23 protein-coding genes are annotated in these 21,150 nt (G+C 34.5%); 16 read left to right on the top strand and 7 right to left on the bottom strand.

Annotated features, from left to right (window positions below; translation table 11 throughout):
- Positions 1-76 precede the first annotated feature (76 nt).
- Together AXY_RS07255 and adhP are read left to right on the top strand one after the other, a co-directional pair.
- Positions 77-631, top strand: a complete 555-nt coding sequence (locus AXY_RS07255) for an NADPH-dependent FMN reductase (RefSeq protein ID WP_015010151.1) — start codon at positions 77-79, stop codon at positions 629-631.
- Positions 632-813: 182 nt separating this feature from the next.
- Positions 814-1,833: an alcohol dehydrogenase AdhP gene (gene adhP, locus AXY_RS07250; protein ID WP_015010150.1), complete on the top strand. Its 1,020-nt coding sequence runs from the start codon at positions 814-816 to the stop codon at positions 1,831-1,833.
- A 281-nt stretch (positions 1,834-2,114) separates the two neighbouring features.
- Here the strand turns inward: adhP and AXY_RS07245 are convergent, their stop codons facing one another.
- The 3 genes from AXY_RS07245 to AXY_RS07235 all read right to left on the bottom strand — a co-directional run bounded on the left by AXY_RS07245 (position 2,115) and on the right by AXY_RS07235 (position 6,173).
- Positions 2,115-3,335 (bottom strand): IS110 family RNA-guided transposase, encoded by a 1,221-nt coding sequence (locus tag AXY_RS07245; RefSeq protein ID WP_015009316.1) that lies wholly within the window; start codon positions 3,333-3,335, stop codon positions 2,115-2,117.
- Positions 3,336-3,908: 573 nt separating this feature from the next.
- Entirely contained in the window at positions 3,909-5,207 is a 1,299-nt protein-coding gene (gene melA, locus AXY_RS07240) for an alpha-glucosidase/alpha-galactosidase (RefSeq protein WP_041450135.1), read from the bottom strand.
- Positions 5,208-5,303: 96 nt separating this feature from the next.
- Positions 5,304-6,173 carry an AraC family transcriptional regulator gene (locus AXY_RS07235; RefSeq protein ID WP_015010148.1) on the bottom strand — a complete coding sequence of 290 codons (870 nt, stop codon included), beginning with the start codon at positions 6,171-6,173 and terminating at the stop codon, positions 5,304-5,306.
- A 249-nt stretch (positions 6,174-6,422) separates the two neighbouring features.
- On the opposite strand from AXY_RS07235, the gene AXY_RS07230 reads away from it, so the two are divergent.
- The 3 genes from AXY_RS07230 (at position 6,423) to AXY_RS07220 (ending at position 7,718) form a co-directional block, all read left to right on the top strand.
- On the top strand, positions 6,423-6,764 hold the full coding sequence (locus AXY_RS07230; RefSeq protein ID WP_015010147.1) for a DUF4234 domain-containing protein: 342 nt from the start codon (positions 6,423-6,425) through the stop codon (positions 6,762-6,764).
- Positions 6,765-6,865: 101 nt separating this feature from the next.
- Positions 6,866-7,255, top strand: coding sequence for a DUF2752 domain-containing protein (locus AXY_RS07225; RefSeq protein ID WP_015010146.1), 390 nt, complete (start codon positions 6,866-6,868; stop codon positions 7,253-7,255).
- A gap of 25 nt (positions 7,256-7,280) precedes the next feature.
- Positions 7,281-7,718 carry a hypothetical protein gene (locus tag AXY_RS07220; RefSeq protein WP_015010145.1) on the top strand — a complete coding sequence of 146 codons (438 nt, stop codon included), beginning with the start codon at positions 7,281-7,283 and terminating at the stop codon, positions 7,716-7,718.
- Positions 7,719-7,764: 46 nt separating this feature from the next.
- Here AXY_RS07220 and AXY_RS07215 read toward each other — a convergent pair whose 3' ends face one another.
- Together AXY_RS07215 and AXY_RS07210 are read right to left on the bottom strand one after the other, a co-directional pair.
- A complete protein-coding gene (locus AXY_RS07215) occupies positions 7,765-8,550 on the bottom strand; it encodes an SDR family oxidoreductase (protein WP_015010144.1) in 786 nt (261 codons plus the stop codon).
- Between the two features lie 68 nt (positions 8,551-8,618).
- The gene (locus AXY_RS07210; protein ID WP_015010143.1) at positions 8,619-9,359 is read right to left on the bottom strand and encodes an SDR family NAD(P)-dependent oxidoreductase; all 741 of its coding nucleotides are present in this window, start codon (positions 9,357-9,359) and stop codon (positions 8,619-8,621) included.
- 342 nt (positions 9,360-9,701) lie between these two features.
- Between AXY_RS07210 and rlmD the strand changes: the two genes are divergently transcribed.
- On the top strand, positions 9,702-11,096 hold the full coding sequence (gene rlmD, locus AXY_RS07205; RefSeq protein ID WP_015010142.1) for a 23S rRNA (uracil(1939)-C(5))-methyltransferase RlmD: 1,395 nt from the start codon (positions 9,702-9,704) through the stop codon (positions 11,094-11,096).
- 290 nt (positions 11,097-11,386) lie between these two features.
- Entirely contained in the window at positions 11,387-12,637 is a 1,251-nt protein-coding gene (locus AXY_RS07200; protein ID WP_015010141.1) for a DNA cytosine methyltransferase, read from the top strand.
- A 61-nt stretch (positions 12,638-12,698) separates the two neighbouring features.
- Here the strand turns inward: AXY_RS07200 and AXY_RS07195 are convergent, their stop codons facing one another.
- Positions 12,699-13,898, bottom strand: coding sequence for an MspI family type II restriction endonuclease (locus AXY_RS07195; RefSeq protein ID WP_015010140.1), 1,200 nt, complete (start codon positions 13,896-13,898; stop codon positions 12,699-12,701).
- Between the two features lie 27 nt (positions 13,899-13,925).
- Positions 13,926-14,129, bottom strand: coding sequence for a helix-turn-helix domain-containing protein (locus tag AXY_RS07190; RefSeq protein ID WP_015010139.1), 204 nt, complete (start codon positions 14,127-14,129; stop codon positions 13,926-13,928).
- A 174-nt stretch (positions 14,130-14,303) separates the two neighbouring features.
- On the opposite strand from AXY_RS07190, the gene AXY_RS07185 reads away from it, so the two are divergent.
- The 9 genes from AXY_RS07185 to AXY_RS07145 all read left to right on the top strand — a co-directional run bounded on the left by AXY_RS07185 (position 14,304) and on the right by AXY_RS07145 (position 21,130).
- A complete protein-coding gene (locus AXY_RS07185) occupies positions 14,304-14,846 on the top strand; it encodes a hypothetical protein (RefSeq protein WP_015010138.1) in 543 nt (180 codons plus the stop codon).
- A gap of 47 nt (positions 14,847-14,893) precedes the next feature.
- Entirely contained in the window at positions 14,894-16,777 is a 1,884-nt protein-coding gene (locus AXY_RS07180; protein WP_015010137.1) for an ImmA/IrrE family metallo-endopeptidase, read from the top strand.
- A 209-nt stretch (positions 16,778-16,986) separates the two neighbouring features.
- Positions 16,987-17,775, top strand: coding sequence for a helix-turn-helix domain-containing protein (locus tag AXY_RS07175; RefSeq protein ID WP_015010136.1), 789 nt, complete (start codon positions 16,987-16,989; stop codon positions 17,773-17,775).
- A 15-nt stretch (positions 17,776-17,790) separates the two neighbouring features.
- Positions 17,791-17,979, top strand: coding sequence for a hypothetical protein (locus tag AXY_RS07170; protein WP_015010135.1), 189 nt, complete (start codon positions 17,791-17,793; stop codon positions 17,977-17,979).
- A 388-nt stretch (positions 17,980-18,367) separates the two neighbouring features.
- The gene (locus AXY_RS07165) at positions 18,368-18,895 is read left to right on the top strand and encodes a hypothetical protein (RefSeq protein WP_015010134.1); all 528 of its coding nucleotides are present in this window, start codon (positions 18,368-18,370) and stop codon (positions 18,893-18,895) included.
- A 42-nt stretch (positions 18,896-18,937) separates the two neighbouring features.
- Positions 18,938-19,156, top strand: coding sequence for a hypothetical protein (locus tag AXY_RS07160; protein WP_015010133.1), 219 nt, complete (start codon positions 18,938-18,940; stop codon positions 19,154-19,156).
- Complete coding sequence (locus tag AXY_RS07155) at positions 19,131-19,448, top strand: hypothetical protein (RefSeq protein ID WP_015010132.1); 318 nt, start codon at positions 19,131-19,133, stop codon at positions 19,446-19,448. The genes AXY_RS07160 and AXY_RS07155 overlap by 26 nt, the downstream gene beginning before the upstream one ends.
- Positions 19,441-20,577 (top strand): DUF2800 domain-containing protein, encoded by a 1,137-nt coding sequence (locus tag AXY_RS07150; protein ID WP_015010131.1) that lies wholly within the window; start codon positions 19,441-19,443, stop codon positions 20,575-20,577. Before AXY_RS07155 ends, AXY_RS07150 begins: the two co-directional genes overlap by 8 nt.
- Positions 20,578-20,581: 4 nt before the next feature.
- On the top strand, positions 20,582-21,130 hold the full coding sequence (locus AXY_RS07145) for a DUF2815 family protein (RefSeq protein WP_015010130.1): 549 nt from the start codon (positions 20,582-20,584) through the stop codon (positions 21,128-21,130).
- Positions 21,131-21,150: the final 20 nt, after the last annotated feature.

Here is a 21,150-nt window from a genome sequence, read left to right as displayed (position 1 = left end):
CTCTAGACATTATTTCGAATTCAAGATATAATAATAATTGTATTGAATTCGAGATAATTTTAGGGAGGAATTTTAGATGTTAAAGATAGGTATTGTTTTAGGTAGTGTTAGAGAAGGTAGAAATGGTGAAGCTGTAGCAAACTGGATGTATGAATTTGCTAAGAATAGAAATGATGCAGAATATGAAATTGTTGACCTTGCAGATTATCCTTTACCTTTACTTGGAGCTAAAGTTGACGAAGCAGACCAAGCAAAAGCAGAAGCAACAATTCAAGCATGGAAAGATAAAATGGCTTCATTTGATGGTTACATTTTCATTACGCCAGAATATAACCACGCAATTGGTGGTGCATTGAAAAACGCAACTGATTACTTAAATGCAGAGGTAAATAATAAAGCTGCTGGATTTGTCGGTTACGGAAGCTTAGGTGGTACACGTGCACATGAAAACCTACGCTTAATTTTAGGCGAATTACAAGTTGCTGATGTTAGAACTGCTGTAACATTCTCATTAATGAGTGATTTCGAGAACTTCTCAGTATTTAAACCAGCAGATTACCATGCGAATAATGCTAACGAAATGTTAGATCAATTAATCAAATGGAGTGGCGCACTAAAAACAATTCGCTAAATTTATATTTAAACAAACACTTAGTTAGAATTTCATTTTCTAACTAAGTGTTTTTTATTGAAAAAAATAGAATATTAGAAAAATAATTAAATTAAAAGACTACTATTGCCAATTTAAGAGATTAGTTTTATAATAGTATGTGAAGTGTTGAACAATCAAATTTAGAATTTGGAGGGATATTCATGAGAGCTGTCGTTGTTTCAGATTCAAAAGACAAATTAGTAGAGGTAAAAGAAGTTGAATTAAGACCAATCCAGAAGGGGGAAGCATTGGTTGACATTGAATACTGCGGGGTCTGTCATACTGACCTACACGTGGCTAAAGGGGATTTTGGAGCTGTTCCAGGAAGAATTCCAGGTCATGAAGGAGTAGGTATTGTAAGAGAAGTAGCAGATGACGTTACTAGTTTGAAAGTAGGGGATCGTGTTAGTATCGCTTGGTTCTTTGAAGGGTGTGGTCGTTGTGAATATTGCTTAACTGGCCGTGAAACATATTGTCGACAAGCAAAAAATGCTGGATACTCTGTTGATGGAGCGATGGCAGAACAATGTATCGTTAGTGCAGATTATGCAGTAAAAGTTCCTGAAGGATTAGATGCAAGACAAGCAACAAGTATTACTTGTGCCGGAGTAACAACATACAAAGCAATTAAAGAAGCAAAAATAGAGCCAGGCGAATGGATTGTTATTTACGGTGCCGGAGGACTTGGTAACCTAGCAATTCAATATGCTAAAAAAGTATTTAATTTTAAAGTTATTGCAGTTGATATAAATGATGATAAATTAGCATTAGCAAAAGAGACAGGTGCAGATTTAATCTTTAATTCAACAGATCAAGATCCAGCAGAATGGATTCAAAAAGAAGTAGGTGGCGCACATGCCGCAGTTGTAACAGCTGTTTCAAAAGTTGCATTTAAACAAGCTGTTGATTCAGTACGTCCTACTGCTAGAGTAGTAAACGTTGGTCTACCACCTGAAACAATGGATTTAGATATAATTAAATCAGTACTAGACGGCATTCAAGTAGTTGGTTCATTAGTTGGAACGCGTAAAGATCTTGAAGAAGCATTTATGTTTGGCGCAGAAGGTAAGGTTGTCCCAGTTGTCCAAACGCGTCGATTAGATGAAATCAATGAAATATTCGAAGAAATGGAAAAAGGAACTATTAATGGCCGTATGGTTCTTGACATGTCACTAAAATAATCTTAATCAAAAGAAGCAGGTTCAATGTCAAATAGTGTTGGTAGGTTTTATAATTATTCGAAAATAAATTTATTTTAGTTTTAATAAAGATACAACTTGTTCACAGCAGGTGAAATACACTCGCTTTCTTACGTTTAGTCAAGTGTTTAAATTCCTTTTTTTAATTAATTCCCGGAGGGGTACCCCTCCGGGAATTAATTAAAATTTTGCACTTCGAATAGACCTTGTGTTTTTTGTCTTTTTTTCAAGGTCTATTGTGTTATAATTAAATCATAGTATGATTATTGTTGGCTTGAAGCTTTCTCATAATCATACAATAGGTCGTTTTGAATAAGATGAAATGCGACTTTCAAGAATTTATTCATACAAGCGACTACTGCAACCTTATGATGCTTATTATAGGGTTGTTTTTTTAATTTATAATAATAATCAACTAAATGATTTATTTGTTTTCCTTTAGCAGAAAGCATTGAGACAATCATAAAATACAAAATACCACGCAGTCTACTATTACCTCGTTTATTTATACGATCTTTATACTCCATATTTCCAGACTGATATCTTACGATATCTATACCGGCGTATGCATTTAGTTGTTTATTATTTTTAAAACGTGTTAAATCCCCTAGTTCAGCTATGATTCTACAGGCTAATTTATCTTTTATTCCGGGAAATGACCGAAGGATCCTGTATTCTTTACGGTCTTTTGACATTTCTGTCATTCTTTGAATGATTTCATCTTGCTCTTCCTCCATCTCTAATATTTTCTTGGCATAATCCCTTACTAACTCACAAGAATAGTCTGTTTCATCAACTGCTGGAAATGAATCCTTTGCGATTTCAATCAATAAAATTGCTCTTTCCTCTAACTTTTTTAATGAATAGTTTTTCTTAGTGCATTTTTTAATACGATTTTTAATAACTGTTTTAGATCGTTTTAATATCAAGTTTGGGTGAGGGAATACTTGTACAAGATTATAATAAAGTTTTGATTTGTTAATAAAAGCCGTATCAAAGTCTGGGAAAGATAATTGTAATGATGCATGTAGTCGATTTTTGTACTGAATCTTCTCTTTCATAATCTCATCATAGCGACGTGACATTGTACGCATCTGTTCGTAATAAGAATCTTCGCGATAAGTTTGGAAATAATCGTTTTTAAAATGATTCTTAGCCAGTTGATGCGCATCACTTATATCTGTTTTGTTTCTTCTTAGAGATTGGGTGTTAAGGTGTGCTAATAAAGGATTTAAAGAATAATAAACGAGATTATTCTCTCGTAAGAATCGTTCTAAAGCAGCCGAATATACTCCAGTCGCTTCAAAAACAAATTCTAAGGTATAATTATTCTTTTCACTTAGATCTTTAATGATTTTACTTAAATTAGAGAATCCCGTTTTTGAATGAATTAACCTCCCTTCAAATTCACAGTTACCTTGCTCGTTGTAAGCGGCCATGGTACTACTCTTTCGACTAACGTCGAAAGCAATAACGCATCTCATTTTCTTCTCCTCCTTAATATTTTTGTAGAAGTCTCCACTTTACCTTATCGATTCCACTTTCTTATACACGGTCTCTGGGGACCCAACATACTAAGTTGATTCAAATAAGGGAGTGAAGTTAGCCAGTTTCCGATCGTCGAACTCAAGGTCCTTAGCGTGATTCGGCTTTACTTCACTTCTACTATAAAAAAATAGTAGCACAAAACCTGGCCTAGGTCTTGTACTACTAATCTTAGTATGTTTCCGCGGGCACGGCTTTTAGCTAACTAAGGCAAGCATAGGGCGCTTGCCTTAGTGGATCTTCAGCTCGTGTTCTTCCCGCAGGAGTCTCGTGTATTTCACCTGATGTTTTTCACTTCTAAATTAAATGACTGCTTCATATCGTGTTTCTATTTGCATTTTTTTACTCGAATTTGTTTCTATTGCTTTAAACTTGAAGTGAATCATAATTCGTTTCTTGAAATAAAAAATAACGTTAGTAAGTTTTCAAACTCACCAACGTTATATATTGTACAACCAAGAAGCAAAGGTATAATCATGCCTTTGCTTCTTTTTAATAGTAAGCTGAATAATTTATGAAAATTTCGGCAACCAATCTCCGTGTGCTTCAATTAAGTCATCACATAGCGAGATGATGTCGTCCATAGATAATTCTGCTGCCGTATGCGGATCTAATAATGCTGCTTGATAAATCTTTTCTTTCTTTTCAGTATATGCAGCTTCAATTGTTAATAATTGAGTATTAATATTCGTCCGATTTAGTGCAGCTAATTGTTCTGGTAATTCACCAACATATGTAGGTTGAACACCACTTGCATCGACTAGACAAGGTACTTCGACAACTGCTTTTTCAGGTAGGTTTGAGATTATGCCACCTGTATTTAATACGTTTCCACCAATTTTTATCGGCTGATCTGTCTCCATAGCTTCGATGATATATGATCCGTATTCATTCGTCCGAGTGTGCGTAAGGTCTTTATTATTAACAATGGAATCGCGCATTTCTTTCCAACCTTCAATTTGAGCAACACAGCGTCTTGGATATTCATCAAGTGGAATGTTTAACTTGTCAATTAATTCAGGGTAATTTTTCTTAATAAAGTAAGGGTGATATTCTGCATTATGCTCAGATGATTCAGTCACATAATAGCCAAACTTGTCCATCAGCTCAAAACGTACCATATCAAGGTGCTTTTGTTTTTGCTTTTCTTTAGCTCTGCGCTTAATTTCAGGATACAAATCTTCACCATTACGTGTAATTTCAAGCAACCAAGCCATATGATTAATTCCAGCGATATGCCATTGTACATTATCTTTTGACATGCCGAGAGAATCTAATAAATGATCAGCACATACTTGTACACTATGACAAAGTCCAACAGTCTTAATCCCTTCTTGGAGCATAACTGACGTTAAAACAGCCATAGGATTCGTATAATTTAAGAACCAAGCATCTGGACAAACCTCACGCATATCTTTAGCAAATTCACGCATTACAGGAATTGTTCGTAAATTTCGGAAAATCCCCCCGATTCCCAATGTATCAGCAATCGTTTGGCGTAACCCATACTTTTTAGGAATCTCAAAATCTGTAATGGTACATGGGTCATACCCACCAACTTGAATAGCATTAATAACATACTTAGCACCACGTAGTGCTTCTTTACGATCTGTGTAGCTTTTTATCGTTACATTTGAATTTAAATTTTTCTTTAGATGATTTAACATCATTTCTGATTCATTTAAACGTTCATGATCAATATCATAAAGAGCAAATTCGAAATCTTGAATCGCTTCAACTGTCATACAGTCTCCAAGTACATTTTTGGCAAAAACTGTACTACCAGCTCCTAGGAAAGTAATTTTACTCATCAAAGTCATCTCCTTTAACCTTGTTAACTATCATTTTAGCAAGAAGGTAATGCATTTCAACCGTAAATAAAACTAAAAAGGGTAATATATTGCTCTTTAATTTATAAACCAATGATCGACAGGCATAGATGAACGTGCATTACGATAAGACCTAGGAGATTTACCTGTATGTTTTTTAAAAACTTTAGCAAAATAGTTGCCATTTTGAAAACCAACTTTTTTTGCAACATCCTCAATAGGATCAGAATCATTTAACAATAATTCAATCGCTTTTTGGATTCGAATATGTGATAGGTATTGAATGGGCGTCATCCCAACATAACGACTAAATTGTCTGGTAAAATAGTATTTAGAAAGCTTAGATTGTTTGACACAATCATCTAAACTAATATCTTGATTAAAATGATCGTTAATAAATTTGAGTACATGATTGATAGACGAAGGTATTTTTTTATTAATTGATTGTTCTTCTGATGAATTTTCTAATAATGTCATTAAAAATTGATAGCTACGTGCCGATGCCTGGTAGCTATTGGTAATTTTATTTTGATTAACCTCGTTTAAAGTTGATTGAATTAATTGGATAACTGGCGATTGTTCTGCATAAGTTAGAATATGTCCATGTGTTTGAGTCAATTGCTGATATATTTGATGCACCGTATCACCAAATAACGTTATATAGAGAAACTCCCAATGATTAGAATCTTTCGGTAAGTAATAACAATGATCACTAGGCACTTCAATCCAGAATGCTTGATTTTTAGTTAAATGATAAATTTGATCGGCAATTTTTATCGCCCCTGATCCACTTAACGTATATTGAAAGACAAAGCAATGTTGATCAGAACGGTGCTTGCCATCCCAACGATAACTTATTTCTGTTTGGGTTTCGTGCCCTATAGCATACAAGCCAACAGATTGCTCTTGATGTTGTCCTTGAAGTTGAAAACCATATGTTAGATTCAATCAGAACACCTCCTAGTTGCATAATTGATTCTCATTTTAGTAGATTAATAAAAAAATGTATAGTAAGGCTTTTATCTTATGCAGCGAACCAGTTAGATTAATTCTAATTATAAGTGAATTGTATATAATTGGCATGATGTTACTATAAGACTAATTATCTGAAAATTATAGAATTATCTAAAAAGGTGTTGGCTATTTATTGTTTTATGCTTATACTAGTAATTAGACATTTATAGAGGAGGGAACAACATGGTAAAAAACCGTAATGTAGGGGTAGTGATTATTTTATCACTGATTACATGTGGGCTTTACAATATTTATTGGATGTATGCGATTACGGAGGAAATTAGTTACTTAATCGATGATCGCTCATTCAGAGGTGGGAAAGTGATTCTATTCTCACTAATCACATGTGGCATTTATACTTTCTTCTGGTATTATACTGTAGGCTCTAAATTAATGATTGCCCAAAGAAATCATAACAAAATGGTAAAAGATAATAGTATTATTTACTTAATCTTAGCTATCTTTGGATTAGGAATTATCTCAAATGCAATCATTCAAAGTGATATGAATAATTTCGCTCAATAATATTTATTAAATTGACTATTGTGACCCATTTACAACCTAATCGTTGAAGTATGGAAGCAGTAGTCAATTTTCTTTTAAAATGATATAGAAGGTTGGATAAGATGAAAGATATATTTATTAGATTTCAGAAAAAAATATTCCTTGGATTATTTTTAGTTGGTAGTGGAGTCTTTTATCTAAAAGTACTATCTCCTACGTTAGGTATCTCAATACCTTGTATTTTTAGAAAATTTACCGGTTTTTACTGTCCAGGTTGTGGCATGACACGCGCTAGTTTAGCGCTATTAGATGGTGATATTTATCAATCTTTTCGTTATAATATGTTAATTTACATATTAATTCCGTTAATGCTTCTGTTTTATATTTTAGATAAAAAGGGAAACAAAAAGTATAGTCAGATTATCATGACTTCTATGTTAATACTTACATTTTTATTTGGAATATTAAGAAACCTTGATGGATTTAGTTGGCTAGCACCAGTCTTAATTTAAGTCAAAGTTAAGGGAGTGTACGGTTATGACGAAAAGATTAGTTTTAATTTTATTAGTATTTGTCGGTATATTGATAGGTTGCCAAGATTCAGATTCTGTAACTGAAATAGACTATGAAGGTTATGGTGAGTATTGGAGAGCTGATTTGAACTACGAGGTAGAGCAGCGTAATAATGGCGAATATGCATATGAGATTCAACTAACAATTACTCAGAATGGAAAGTTAGGGGAACATATTAAGGCTGATCAGATGGGTTACATACTTACGCTAGGAAATGTAGCCATATATGAAAATCATGAAGAATATGATGAAACCCAAGAAGTTAGTGCATTGTATATAAAAGGTGAAGGTGTGAGTGATACGCCATTATCAGAAACTGCAGAAATAAGTTTGGAGGTATTCTGGGATCAACAAACTGAGATATTCCAACTAGATGTAGTAGAGGTGGAAATTGATAACTAATCAAAAATTAAAGGACTCACTCATGTGTGAGTCCTTTTCATTATTTTTAATATTTATATGATTGACCACCGTCAATTACGAGTACTTCAGCATTGATAAATTTAGCCTCATCCGATAGTAGAAATGCAACAGCGTAACCTAATTCCTCAGGTTCACCAAAACGCTTCATCGGGTTTGGTTTAACAAATTCCTTACCAACCTCTTCCCAATTATCTCCACCCATTTGACGTAATGATCCTTCCACCATAGCAGTCATAAATGCACCAGGTGCAATAGCATTAATATTAATGTTATATTGTCCATATTCAATCGCTGAGTTTCGAGTTAATCCGATAACGCCGTGTTTACTTGCAGCATAACCTGATTGGTTTCCAACGCCACGGATTCCACCCACAGATGCACAGTTTAAAATTGAACCGAAGCCTTGTTTTTTCATTACTTTCAAGACATAGTGCATACCATAGAAGACTCCATTCAAGTTAACGTCTAGAACCCATTTGAATTCATCTGAACTATAGTTTTCTGTTAAGTTTTGTTTACCTTCAACTCCAGCATTGTTGAAGAAACCATCGATCTTACCAAATTTAGCAACTGTTTCATCTACATAATTTTTAACTTCTTCTTCTACAGCACAGTTTGCTGTTATGAGAAGTGTCTCGCACTCAGGTGCTACTTCTAAAATTAATTCCTTTGTTTCTTTCAATCCATCTTCATTTAAGTCTACTAAAGAAAGACTTGCTCCTTCTTTTGCTAATTGAAGCGCAGCCGCTTGACCTAATCCTGCTCCTGCACCAGTAATAATTACAACCTTATTATCATATCTTTTTGTCATTTCAACAATCCTCCAAATTATTTATATAGTTTGTTAGTTAAAATGAAAATCTTTTTAATATGATGTATTTACTGAGCTGTATAGCCACCATCAATTAAGATGTTTTGGCCAGTGATTAATTCATTTTCACATAAGAAAATAACTGCGTGAGCAATTTCATCTGCTCGTCCAAGACGTCCAATCGGGTGTTTATCTACTAATTTATCATAGAACTTCCCTAGAGCCTCTTTGTTAACCATGCCTGAATCAACATATCCAGGGCACACAGAGTTAACGCGAATGCCTCGATCAGCATATTGTAATGCCAGTGATTTTGTCATTAAGTTTACTGCCCCTTTTGATGCATTATAAGGAAACGCTCCAGGTTCTCCAACAGAACCAAGAATGGAAGAAGTGTTTACAATCACGCCGCCACCTGTTTTCAGCATTTCAGTAATAGCATATTTAGCACCAAAGAACACTCCATCTTGATTGATGGCAATGACTCTTCGATATTCATCGTAAGTTAATTTGTGTGCTTCGCAAAGTATGCCAATACCAGCGTTATTAAACATGATGTCGATTTTCCCGAACTGTTTAACAGTCTCAGAGATTAAATGCTTCACATCTTCTTCTTTAGAAACGTCAGCCTTTATAAACATGACTTCTGCGCCACTGTTTTTTAAGCGTTCAGTTTCTGCTTGTCCATCTGCTTCATTATAATCAGATAGTACAACTTTAACACCTTTGTTAACGAATGCCTCTGCTGTTGCCAAACCGATTCCTGATGCGGCACCTGTAATTACTGCGACTTTACCTTTCAATTCCATTAAAGCACCTCCTTTAGACTTAATTTGTGATGAAGAGCAAATACATATATCCATAGTTATGTAGAATAATGATTAAGTTTGCTCAACAATTCACAATATAATCATATAACTAATTCTAGTTTCCGTCAATGGATTTCAATGTAATTCTATTACTCTGCTATTTTAAACATAAATAGCCTTTTAATTGAAATCTAATTAACTTATAAGAACCCATAAGTTGTTAACGATAGATAATATGATATACATTTATAAACAATGACGATTAGTGTGCTATTAAGTGAATTTTCCTTTATAATGTGAATAATAGTGTTTATTTTTGTGCAATTAACAGGAGGAGTAGTATTGACTAGTATTAATAAAGAAACTTTTGAAACAACAATTACTTACATTGATAAAAAAGGGGTAGGACGTGCAGAAGTATGGCGCGATACCGGTCAAATAAATCCGAAAAAATTAAAATTAAATATACCTCACACAATACCTGGTGAAAAAGTTAAAGTAACAGTCGAAAACCCAGACCGAAAATGGGCACGAGTAACGGCTGATGAAATCTTAGAACCATCAGCAGAGAGAATTGAAGCAAAATGTCCTCATTTTGAGCTATGTGGTGGATGTGTTTTCCAACACTGGCACTATAACGGACAATTAAGAGCTAAAACAGAATACGTGCAAAAATGTTTTCAAGATCAAGGATTTGATAAATCTCTAGTCCAAGATACGATTGGTACAGATTCACCATGGCGCTATCGTAATAAAATGGAGTTTACTTTTGGTAGTGATGGTTCTCTTGGTATGCATGAGCAAGGTAACTTCCGTCGAATTATCGACTTAGAAACGTGTCTGATAGCAGGGGCAACGACTGAAGCAACAATGTTAGAAATCTCTGACTGGGCCAAAGCACATCAACTGCCAGGATACAATAAAGACAAGCATGAAGGTTTACTTAGACATTTAATGATTCGTGAATCTTATGCTACAGGTGAAGTGATGTTAGGCGTATTCGCAACAGAACCACCAACTGGTAAACTACAAGCAATAGCAGATGATTTAACAAACCGAATCACTTCTAAATTTAAACAAGTTAAAAGCCTAATCTGGTTTGTTAATAAAGACTGGGCAGATCGTACACAAGCAGAAGAACAGTTTGTCCTAGCTGGTCGTGATTTTATATATGATGAAATGTCTGGTTACCGTTATCGTCTCTGGTATGATACATTTTTCCAAACGAATCCTAGACAGGCGGAAAAGTTAGTAGAGTTGGCTATAGAAATGGCTAATCCAACAGAATCTGAAACAATGATTGATCTGTTCTGTGGTGTCGGTACATTCTCATTACCTTTCGCTAGTCGAGTCAAAAAGCTTATTGGGGTTGAAATAGTCGAAAAATCTATCGAATCAGCAATTAGAAACGCTGAGGATAATGGCATTCATAACACGCATTTTATTGCTAAAGATGCTCGTCGTGGATTCGATCAAGTCATCGAAGAATTCGGTAGTCCTGACTTACTTATGCTCGATCCACCAAGATCAGGAGCAGGCGGAAAAGTAATGCGCAGAATCGGCCGCGCACAACCAAATCGTATCGTATATGTATCATGTAATCCAGAAAGCTTGGCTATTGATCTTAAAGAACTGATTCAATTTGGTTACCAAATAGATCAAGTCCAACCAATCGACCTCTTTCCGCATACGGTGCACGTTGAGTGCGTGACATTGATGTCAAGAGTGGAGAAATAAAATGCAACGAAAGCATTGATATATAAGGGTTTTCAAGTATTAGTGAAAATGCAGAGTTCATTTGTATGACGAACTAATCTTGAAAACCCTCATTTTTATTGTTTGAGGAAACAGGTCAAGAATTATAGAAATTTTAGGGTTGAGTATGTTAGTTAGATGAATTAGTGGGGTGGGTATACAAGATAGATGTAAATAGTAAAAATACGGACAAAAATGAATAAAAGGGGTTGCTAAATCAAACTTCATATGCTATACTTTTCAATATAAGATCAGAGCAAAGGGGCGTTATAATGCGTGGAGGAAAACGAAATGGTGCAGGAAGAAAAGTTATTCCTGACTCAGAAAAAAAGAAACGAAGAAGTATATATATTACAGATGATTTATACGATAAAGTAATGGAAACTACTATTGATGACTATAATACTTTTAGCCAAAAATGCAATTCGTTAATTGAGTTAGGTTTATCGACTATTGATAAAACAATTCAAGAATATGAAGTAGACAATTGTAATATTTTTGTTATTAAAGAGCATAAAAGTATTTTTGGTATCAAGGATAGGGATAAGAAAACTCAAAGTAAGTTTAATGTATTGAAATTTATTGACCTATTTGCAGGTATTGGCGGGATAAGAAAAGGATTTGAAGATGAATTTACCAAATGTGTGTTTAGTTCCGAGTGGGATAAATATGCGGTAAAAACATATGAGGCTAATTATGGTGAAAAACCACATGGCGATATTACTAAAATTAATGAAAAAGACATCCCTGATCATGATGTTTTACTAGCGGGATTTCCTTGCCAACCATTTAGCCATATTGGCAAACGAGAAGGGTTTGCACATGAAACTCAAGGAACCTTATTTTTTGATGTACTTCGAATTTTAAAAGAGAAAGAACCTAAGATGTTTTTACTTGAAAATGTCAAGGGTCTCTTGACTAATGATAATGGTGAAACCTTTCGAATTATCCTAGAAAACCTTAAGAGCTTGGGGTATTCAGTTTTTTACGAAGTTTTGGACGCACAGGATTTTGGACTCCCTCAAAGACGTGAAAGGGTATTAATTGTTGGATTCCATCCACAGTTAAAAGTGGATAGTTTTAATTTTCCCAAGGGCAATCCAGAGGTAAGAGTTCCAATTAATTCAATTTTAGAACATCAGCCGAAAGGGTATTCGATTTCTAAACATTTGCAAGAAAATTATCTATTTAAAAAGGATGATGGGAAGCCGCAAGTAGTCGATTTTAATAGTACGATTCAAGTAAACACCTTAGTAGCCACCTATCATAAAATCCAAAGATTGACAGGTACATTTGTAAAAGATGGAGAAACAGGACTTAGACTGTTTAGTGAATTGGAATTGAAACGCTTGATGGGCTTTCCTGAAGACTTTATAGTACCTGTATCGAGAACACAAATGTATAGACAGTTTGGCAACTCTGTTGCTGTCCCAATGATAAAAGCTGTTGCGGATGCTATGAAAAGTAGGCTTATTTCAGCTGAAATGGAAATTGAAAAAAAGAAAAACCCAATAGCACTATGAATAATAAAATAAGAAAGACTAATACCAATAACAATTTTTTTGAGTATTAGTCTTTCTTTTCTTAATTATTTGCAAACCCCTTAATTTGAATTTTTTGACCTCGCTTCTTGCTTGGATACGTCCATCTAAAAGGAGTACCAAACTGACCTTTTGTGCAATATTCATTTATATAGTAATCAATATACTCATCTTGACTCCAAATAGCAAAATTATTTGTGAAAATAATCAAATCTGCAATTTGTGCATTATTGTTTACTAAAGGACTGTGTAATCCAAAAATAAACAAACCAACAAGCTCTTTGTTATAATATTTAAGTTTTTCATCTAGAATTCTACAAGAATCTGGGTGCTTAAGTAATAGATTTTTTTTACTACCAACTTTCTCGAAATCTTTAAGTGCTTGAGTTAATGGATTACTCTCTAGTAGATTCAATGCCTTAATTATATCAGATACATTACCTTCATGAACTGTAACGGTCTTTTTACTTGTGTTTTTTACACTGATACTACTACATATCTTTAGTTTTTCAGTTTTTATTTTTACATAAATATCAGTTTTAGGTTTCCCTCTATTAGAAAGTAGCGGGATATTATCGGTAGCACTTACCTCTATTATCTTATCTATACCCTCAGAAAGGTTTAATTTTCCCAGTATTGATTTATATATATGGTAAGTAGATGATTTTACTGTATGCTTTAGAGCTTCATAATCATTCCACAAATTCGCATTTCTTTTATCGTTTAGTAAATTGACAATACTTGTCTCAGCATCACTTCCAAGGATATTAGAGCGCAAACCTTGTTCAATATTTTGTGTAGCCTTCTCAATTATTTTTTGTCTTAATTCATTTACTGTCAAAATATCCGTTAAAAAAGAAGTATAGGTCTGGCTTTTGATTTTTGTAGAATAATTGATTTTATTTCTCATTTCTTTTTCTGAAAGAGAATCAGGCACAATCACATAAATTTTAGAAACATTTTTATTTATTTGTCTAATGTTTTGTGCAAAAAATTCTGTTCCATATATACGATCTCTGATAGAGCTAGTTGATTTTAAAAGCCATTGCTCTTTGTTGAAATCTATAAATTCAATTAAAAAGTCCATTTTAAACTGTTTTTCTTGATTTGGATAACCAATAGAATACCCATTCTCAATTTTTACATTAATATCTAAATCATTTATTAAATCATATAACATTTCAGAAATGAGAATTTTAGCTTGTTTTCCGGATTTATTCTTTAACTTATTACCTATATCCATAGTAATATTATACCTCCATAAAAAGCATTAACCACGGTCGATCTCCATAATATCTTCTAGTTCACAATCTAGTGCTTTACATATCTTAAGTAGCACCTCTGTGGTGATATTATCACCTCTCCCAAGCTTGGCCATTGAAGCAGTACTAATACCAGATGCTTCTATTAAGTCTTTCTTTTTCATGTCTCTATCAATAAGAAGTTTCCAGAGTCTTTTATAACTTATTGACATATTATCACCTCGCTTAATAAATAATTGTATCACAAAAAGAAAAACGACACAAATTTAATTTACAATCACATAATATGTGTTTATTGTGATAAATATTTATTATGCTATAATTTACATATAGACTATTGCGAAAAATAAAAATATAGACTCTCATATTAAAAGGAGGTGTTGATAGTGCGATGGGATAAAGCAGGTGTTCCCCATAAGGGGTGGCAGTATATAGGTGTGGAGGATTTAGGAGAATATGTGGAAGCTGGAGAACCCATAAATTATGAACAATGCGAGATGTGTGGCAATGAAAAGATTCGATATGTACATCTATTAGAACATCCAGATTATCATGGAGAGATACGTGTGGGGTGTGTATGTGCATCTAATATGATAGATGATTATATTGACCCTAAAGAATCTGAAAGAGAACTGAGAAATCGAGCTAATCGGAGAAAGAATTTTATGAAGCAAGAGTGGCGTTTTAAATCAGATACAGGTAACTATACCCTTCGATATAAGGGCAACTATATTACCATTATGAAAAGTAAGTTTAATTCTAATTGGGGTGTTATCTTTAAAGGTAAGCAACTATGGAAATATAATGGAAGGAGAATTACTGATCTTCATACTGCAAAAGCTGTGGCATTTAATTTGTTTGATGAATTATATGAGTCTCATGAGCAAATACAGCCACATTGGGATGGTGAACGTTGGGTTTATTATTAATATTGCTATTTTAAATTAATCGTTATTGTAGGATGGGAGGATTATTTATGGCGAATACTCGATCATTTACAGAATACGTGGCAAAGACTTTTGACAATCAATTCTGGGTAGCAGCCGAGACGTATCTTGATGAAAATATAGAATCATTAGATATAGAATTGTACAGAATCCGTAAAGCTGGAGAACCAGAAATTGCTGATGTTAAGGTTGAACATGTATGGGTTGATGATTTGCCAGAAATGAAAATCCAGTTTGATGTGGCTTTGTCAGTTACATTTGAAATCCCTGAAGCAGATTATCACTATGATGATTCGGAGGAGAATACAATATGGCTAATGGTACGTTGTTCTGGTGATATTGGATGTAATCTAGAAGACTTTAATATTTTTGAAGTATCTTCATATACAGGAAAAAACTGTGCCAAAAATCCTTTAGATGATTCCCTTGTTCCTTATATCCCTTATGAAAAGCTAGATGAAGTGGCTACAGCATTTCTTGAAGAATATTATCCCGAGGCTCTTAAGATAACTCAATATGGACAAGACCCTATTTGGGTTGACCCTAATATTCTTACTGAGAGATTAGGCTTAACAATAAAAAACCAGCGAATAAGAGAAGATTCATCAGTATTTGGTCAGATTTACTTTGTAGATACTGAAGCTGAAATGTATGATTCAAATATTCAAAGCAATGTAACTATGCATATTGAAGGGAAAACTATTGTAGTCGATCCCTATATGTACTTGCTTAGAAATCTAGGTTCTGTTAATAATACAATAATACATGAGTGTGTCCACTGGGTAAAACACAGAAAAGTATTTGAACTGGAAAAACTATATAATGAAACAGCCTCTCATATAAGCTGTGAAGTAAAAGGTGGGGCAATTTCAACAGTATCAAAAAAATCTACAGAGTGGATGGAAAAGCAAGCTAACCAATTGACCCCACGGATACAAATGCCCGCAGAACCCTTTAGGATAAAGGCCAATCAATATATAGCAAAATTTATGCGTGAATCAAATGCGAGGCATACAGTAGATGTGATGGAGCAAGTTATCACAGCATTAGAGACTAGCTTTGCAGTATCTAAGCAAGCAGCTAAGATTAGGCTTGTAGAGTTAGGTTTCGAAGAAGCTATCGGTACATACACATATCTTGATGGTCATTATGTAAAACCTCATGGTTTTCGCAAAGGAGCAATTAAGATAAATCAGACTTTTTCTTTAAGTGCTCAAGATGCAGCCATTGAAAGATTTGTTAATCCTGAACTTCGTGCCTTAACCGCTAATGGTGATTATCTTTTTGTAGATAATCATTTTGTATATAATGCACCACTTTATGTAGAGTACGATGAAAATGGAAGATTAGCTTTAACAGGGTATGCTCGTTCTCATATGGATGAATGTTGTCTCGTATTTGACATGAGAATCACTAGCAAAATTGAGAACATTTATCATACGGCATGTTTCTTAAATCGTGAAGCAAGCGATATTACATTTGAAATAAAATATCATAATGGCTACCAAAATGCTCCGCAGGAAAGACAAATAGCCATGAGAAAAAAGCAACAGGAAGAATATATTGAGATTCGCAAAAGAATGACGGATGACCCAGAACAATGTATGCAATTGCTTCTTGATTGGAGAAAGATGTCATATACTGATTTAGGCTTGGAAATAGACCGTGATCCAAAAACAATAAGTCGTACAGTTAAAGGTTTAACATCACCAAAGGTAGAAACGGCCGCCCTTATATGCTTTGGACTTCGTCTGCCACCAATTATCAGTGAAAAGCTTATGTCTGTACTACAATGCCCATTAAATCATTTGAATACTGATCACCAATGGATTAATGAAGCCTTACATATTAAATATCCCGAACCTTTATGGGCAGTTCAAGAATATCTTTCACAATATGGAGTAGAAATTTAAAAATTATTTTATGAAAAACGGACATGGGATGTCCTTTTTAGTAGATTTTCATAAACAGACCTTTATTTTATTAAGGGTCTGTTTTTTATGTCGCAAACATCAAACTCATACTAGTGAATTGAAACATAATTCAATACATAAATACATATTGACGCATAGGTAAAATTATGATATTATATTGAAAAAGTAGTAGAAAGGAGTGAGTGGAAATGACGGAAGAGTTTAATAAAAAGATAATGTTAGACAACATTTCTTTCCTTTTAAATGAATCTGGGAAGAAAATAGGCGAGCTAGAAACAGAAGCAGGTGTAAGTACTGGATATATTTCGAGAATAAGTAAGGACGAGAAAACTAAACCAGGGATAGAATTTATTATGAAAGTCGCTGAGTCTTTAAATACTAGTATAGATACCTTATTAAAAGTAGAACTTGGAGAAATGACACCTACTGAGCGATATCTTGTATCTTTCCTTGAGAAATTAAACAAAGATACTTTGGATGATAGGCTAGATTGGAACATTGAATCTGCAGATGAATTACAGCGAGTAGAAACAGATATGAACGGTTATGTAGACCATCCTCTTTTAAGCTACGAAACTTTTTATGAAGAAAGTGAATGCGAGTATCCAGAAGAGGTTTCTAGAGTTGTTTTTATATCAAAATCATTTGACTGTAGAACGGCAATTAATGGTGATTGTTTTAACCTACGTTTAAAAAATAATTCATATCTCTATATAATGAATATAAGTAAGAGTGTCCACAATGTTAATGATTTGGATGCTTTTGCTAAGGAAATTTGGATGTACACACCTGGAGTAGGTGCGAGCTATTTATGTAGTAATAAAGATGTGTCGCCATTAGCGCTATTGGTAGAGAATCTATATCTAACAGTAAGTGAACGTACGAAACACCCGAGGATAAAAAATGAACTTAAGTATATCATTGATTCATTTATGGAAGATGACATAAGTGATGATGAAGAAGAACTTCCATTTTAATTAGGAGGGAGATGCATGATAAAACAACCCATTAGAGATTTAAGTACTTCTAAACCAGTGCCACCACGATTTTGTGATGTGGTTGTCGATGGTGATAAAGTTTACTTAGAACAAAAAATCAGTAAAAACAAATATGTAACAATTCATTGGGATGATATCGTTCATCAAGTAGAATCGGTTATAGAAAGAAGTAAAGTAAGATAATAAAGAGAAATTACCGCAATCTGCCCCGTAACCAATCGAGGAGCAAACAGCCGGAGTTATCTATAAAGCCTAAGAAAAGGCAGAATAGATAGCTCCGGTTTTTTGTTTTTATGGGACATAGCGTGTCCATTTTCAAAAAAATATTCGTGATATATCTATTAGTAAGCAAGTCCTAAAGACTTCTATATAAAAATTCAAAGTCCGAGATGGCCATCAGGACGGAGGATGCATAAAGAATTTTAAATATAGCGATAAAGGCTGTATTTAGAAGGAAATGCACCCACCGTTACTTCGTGTACCTATTTTTAGGAACTAGTAGCCTGTGGCCATCTTCATAATAGATTCTTTTTGCATCCTTCCGTCAAGTTTCGGACGGAAAGGATGAAAGATGAAATTAAAAATAAGATTTGATAAGTATTTTCAATCTATTGAGTTAAATGAAAAAGAAACTGAGGAAATGTGGATCAGCTTATCAATAGAAGAAGAGTATGACTCACAAGAAGACAAAGAAAAACTAATTCAAGAAAAATTCAATGAAGAATTTAATAAGCCTGAGTTTAATAATTGGAGAAAACACAATAGACGAATTTCTATGCCAGAGATGCCCTTTAGAAAAGACGATCAGGAGGAAGACCTTACGGACCATATGGACTATATTCCTGATTACACAGATTTAGAAAATCGAGACAGAAAAGCTGACTATGAATTTTACTGTGAACTACTTCGCAAGAACTTAACTACCAAGCAAGCAGAAGCTTTCATAGCTGTGCATCTTGACGGAGTACCAGCAAATGAGTACGCAGATAGCGTTGGCACTAGTAAAAGCAATATATCTCATCATTTAGCTGTAGCAAAAAAGAAATTAAAAAAGATTTTTCCAAACACCTCAACTTTCCCCTCTTCTCTTGGCTTATAAGTAGGGGCTAGAAATTAAAGCTCTCAGAAAGAGGTGAAACCTATGAAGCATAATTTAAAAATTAGTGTTTCAAAAAAACCTCAAGATGGAGGAATAGTATCCTGTCGGAATATCACCATTAGAGAACGACTTTTTCGTTTCTTCTTAGGTGAAAAACAGAAAATTACTATTCTAGTTCCTGGGGATACGGTACAGGAACTTGCCATTAGTGAGGCAAAGGAAGGAGGGGTGAAGCATGAGCAAAATAAAGCTACTTCTTGATGTGGTTTCAGATATGCGTTCGCTTGCAGATAGTATAGAGGTTGTTGCAAATGCAATAACCAGTGGTGATGGCGAAAATGTAGAGATAACCGCTACAAAAGTAAAAGAGGCAAAGCCAAAGAAGATTACTTTAGAAGAAGTTAGAGGAGTGCTGGCTAAGAAGAGTCAAGCAGGTCTAACTTCTGAAGTAAGAGATTTAATTAAGAAGTATGGTGGTGAAAAGTTAAGCGAAGTTGATCCTAGCCACTATGGTTCCTTACTAGAAGATGCGGAGGTGTTAGGTAATGGGTAAACACGCAATACTTTCAGCATCTGGAGCACATAGATGGTTAGAATGTACGCCTGCAGCTAGGCTTGAGTTAGAGTTTAAAGACCAAGAGTCAACTGCAGCTGCACAGGGCACTGCGGCCCATAACCTTTGTGAGCATAAGCTTAAAAAGGCACTCCATATAAGAAGTAAAAGACCAGTTTCAGAGTTTAATGATGATGAAATGGAAGAACACAGTGATGCTTATGTGGAGTATGTCTTAGAGCAACTTGAGGAAGTGAAGAAGAATTGTAAAGATCCACTAGTATTAATAGAAGAAAGATTGGATTTTTCCTGCTATGTTCCAGAAGGATTTGGTACGGCAGATACAATAATCATCGGTGATAAGAGTCTGCATATAATTGACATGAAATACGGACAGGGAATACTTGTATATGCAGAAGACAATCCACAGATGAAACTATATGCCTTGGGAGCTCTAGCATCTTATGAAAGTTTATATGACATTGAGGAAGTGACAATGCACATTTTCCAACCTAGAAGAGAGAATGTTAGTGCCTGGACTATTTCAGTAGATGAACTCAAAAAGTGGGCAGAAAATGATTTAGTACCGAAGGCTAAATTGGCCTTTAAAGGCGAGGGAGAATATCTTCCAGGTGACTGGTGTACTTTTTGCCGAGCTGCAGTTAAATGTAGAGCAAGAGCCGATGAAAAATTAAGACTAGCACAGTTAGAATTTAAACTCCCACCTCTACTTACAGATAATGAGATAGAAGAAATTTTATCCAAACTATCGGACCTTACTAAGTGGGCAAATGATATTGTGACCTATGCTACAGATGCTGCAGTCAATCATGGTAAGGAGTGGAGTGGTTTTAAAGTTGTAGAGGGTCGGTCCAATCGCAAATATAAAGATGAAGATAAGATAGCTGAGGTTGCTAAAGCCAATGGTTATAAGGACATATACCGAACCAGCCTTATTACTCTTACAGAAATGGAAAAACTCATGGGTAAACAAAAATTCAAGGATATACTAGGTGACTTTATTATCAAACCGCCTGGTAAGCCTACCCTAGCTCCATTATCAGATAAAAGACAAGCCTTAAATGTATCAAGTGCGAAAACTGAATTTAATAAAATTATGGAGGTATAAGAATATGATTAATCAAAGCAAAACAAAAGTTATTACAGGTGTAGATACCAGACTAAGTTACTTCAATGGATGGGAACCAGTATCCATAAATGGCGGAGCAGAAAGGTATAGCGTGTCAGTCTTAATCCCCAAAACTGATACAGAAATAATTAACGCTATCCATGTGGCGGTGGATGCAGCTATTGAAGAAGGACTTCATAAGTTCGGAGGAAAGAAGCCTAATAAGGCGGCTATAAAGCTACCCCTTAGAGATGGAGATGCGGAGCGAGACGATGAAGCTTATAAGGGGCATTATTTTGTAAATGCAAATAGTATGACTGCTCCTCAAATTGTGGACAAAGCAGTGAGACCGATTTTAGATAGAAGTGAAGTTTATAGTGGTTGCTACGCAAGGGTATCTCTTAATTTCTATGCTTTTAACTCTAATGGAAACAAGGGAGTGGCCTGTGGACTTGGAAACATTCAAAAGATTAAGGATGGTGAACCTCTTGGTGGCAGAACTAATGCAGCTGATGAATTCACCACAATAGAAGATGATGATTTCTTAGCATAAAAGTTAAGGCAAAATTATAA

The sequence above is a fragment of the Amphibacillus xylanus NBRC 15112 genome (assembly GCF_000307165.1).
Taxonomy (GTDB): domain Bacteria; phylum Bacillota; class Bacilli; order Bacillales; family Amphibacillaceae; genus Amphibacillus; species Amphibacillus xylanus.
The sequence above is the reverse complement of the archived record's forward strand: the minus strand, read 5'-3'. Positions and strand labels throughout refer to the sequence as shown.

Coding starts and splice junctions, on each gene's coding strand:
- AXY_RS07255 (WP_015010151.1), top strand. CDS start 77: ATGTTAAAGATAGGTATTGTTTTAGGTAGTGTTAGAGAAGGTAGAAAT.
- adhP (WP_015010150.1), top strand. CDS start 814: ATGAGAGCTGTCGTTGTTTCAGATTCAAAAGACAAATTAGTAGAGGTA.
- AXY_RS07245 (WP_015009316.1), bottom strand. CDS start 3,335: ATGAGATGCGTTATTGCTTTCGACGTTAGTCGAAAGAGTAGTACCATG.
- melA (WP_041450135.1), bottom strand. CDS start 5,207: ATGAGTAAAATTACTTTCCTAGGAGCTGGTAGTACAGTTTTTGCCAAA.
- AXY_RS07230 (WP_015010147.1), top strand. CDS start 6,423: ATGGTAAAAAACCGTAATGTAGGGGTAGTGATTATTTTATCACTGATT.
- AXY_RS07225 (WP_015010146.1), top strand. CDS start 6,866: ATGAAAGATATATTTATTAGATTTCAGAAAAAAATATTCCTTGGATTA.
- AXY_RS07220 (WP_015010145.1), top strand. CDS start 7,281: ATGACGAAAAGATTAGTTTTAATTTTATTAGTATTTGTCGGTATATTG.
- AXY_RS07215 (WP_015010144.1), bottom strand. CDS start 8,550: ATGACAAAAAGATATGATAATAAGGTTGTAATTATTACTGGTGCAGGA.
- AXY_RS07210 (WP_015010143.1), bottom strand. CDS start 9,359: ATGGAATTGAAAGGTAAAGTCGCAGTAATTACAGGTGCCGCATCAGGA.
- AXY_RS07200 (WP_015010141.1), top strand. CDS start 11,387: ATGCGTGGAGGAAAACGAAATGGTGCAGGAAGAAAAGTTATTCCTGAC.
- AXY_RS07195 (WP_015010140.1), bottom strand. CDS start 13,898: ATGGATATAGGTAATAAGTTAAAGAATAAATCCGGAAAACAAGCTAAA.
- AXY_RS07190 (WP_015010139.1), bottom strand. CDS start 14,129: ATGTCAATAAGTTATAAAAGACTCTGGAAACTTCTTATTGATAGAGAC.
- AXY_RS07180 (WP_015010137.1), top strand. CDS start 14,894: ATGGCGAATACTCGATCATTTACAGAATACGTGGCAAAGACTTTTGAC.
- AXY_RS07175 (WP_015010136.1), top strand. CDS start 16,987: ATGACGGAAGAGTTTAATAAAAAGATAATGTTAGACAACATTTCTTTC.
- AXY_RS07170 (WP_015010135.1), top strand. CDS start 17,791: ATGATAAAACAACCCATTAGAGATTTAAGTACTTCTAAACCAGTGCCA.
- AXY_RS07165 (WP_015010134.1), top strand. CDS start 18,368: ATGAAATTAAAAATAAGATTTGATAAGTATTTTCAATCTATTGAGTTA.
- AXY_RS07160 (WP_015010133.1), top strand. CDS start 18,938: ATGAAGCATAATTTAAAAATTAGTGTTTCAAAAAAACCTCAAGATGGA.
- AXY_RS07155 (WP_015010132.1), top strand. CDS start 19,131: ATGAGCAAAATAAAGCTACTTCTTGATGTGGTTTCAGATATGCGTTCG.
- AXY_RS07150 (WP_015010131.1), top strand. CDS start 19,441: ATGGGTAAACACGCAATACTTTCAGCATCTGGAGCACATAGATGGTTA.
- AXY_RS07145 (WP_015010130.1), top strand. CDS start 20,582: ATGATTAATCAAAGCAAAACAAAAGTTATTACAGGTGTAGATACCAGA.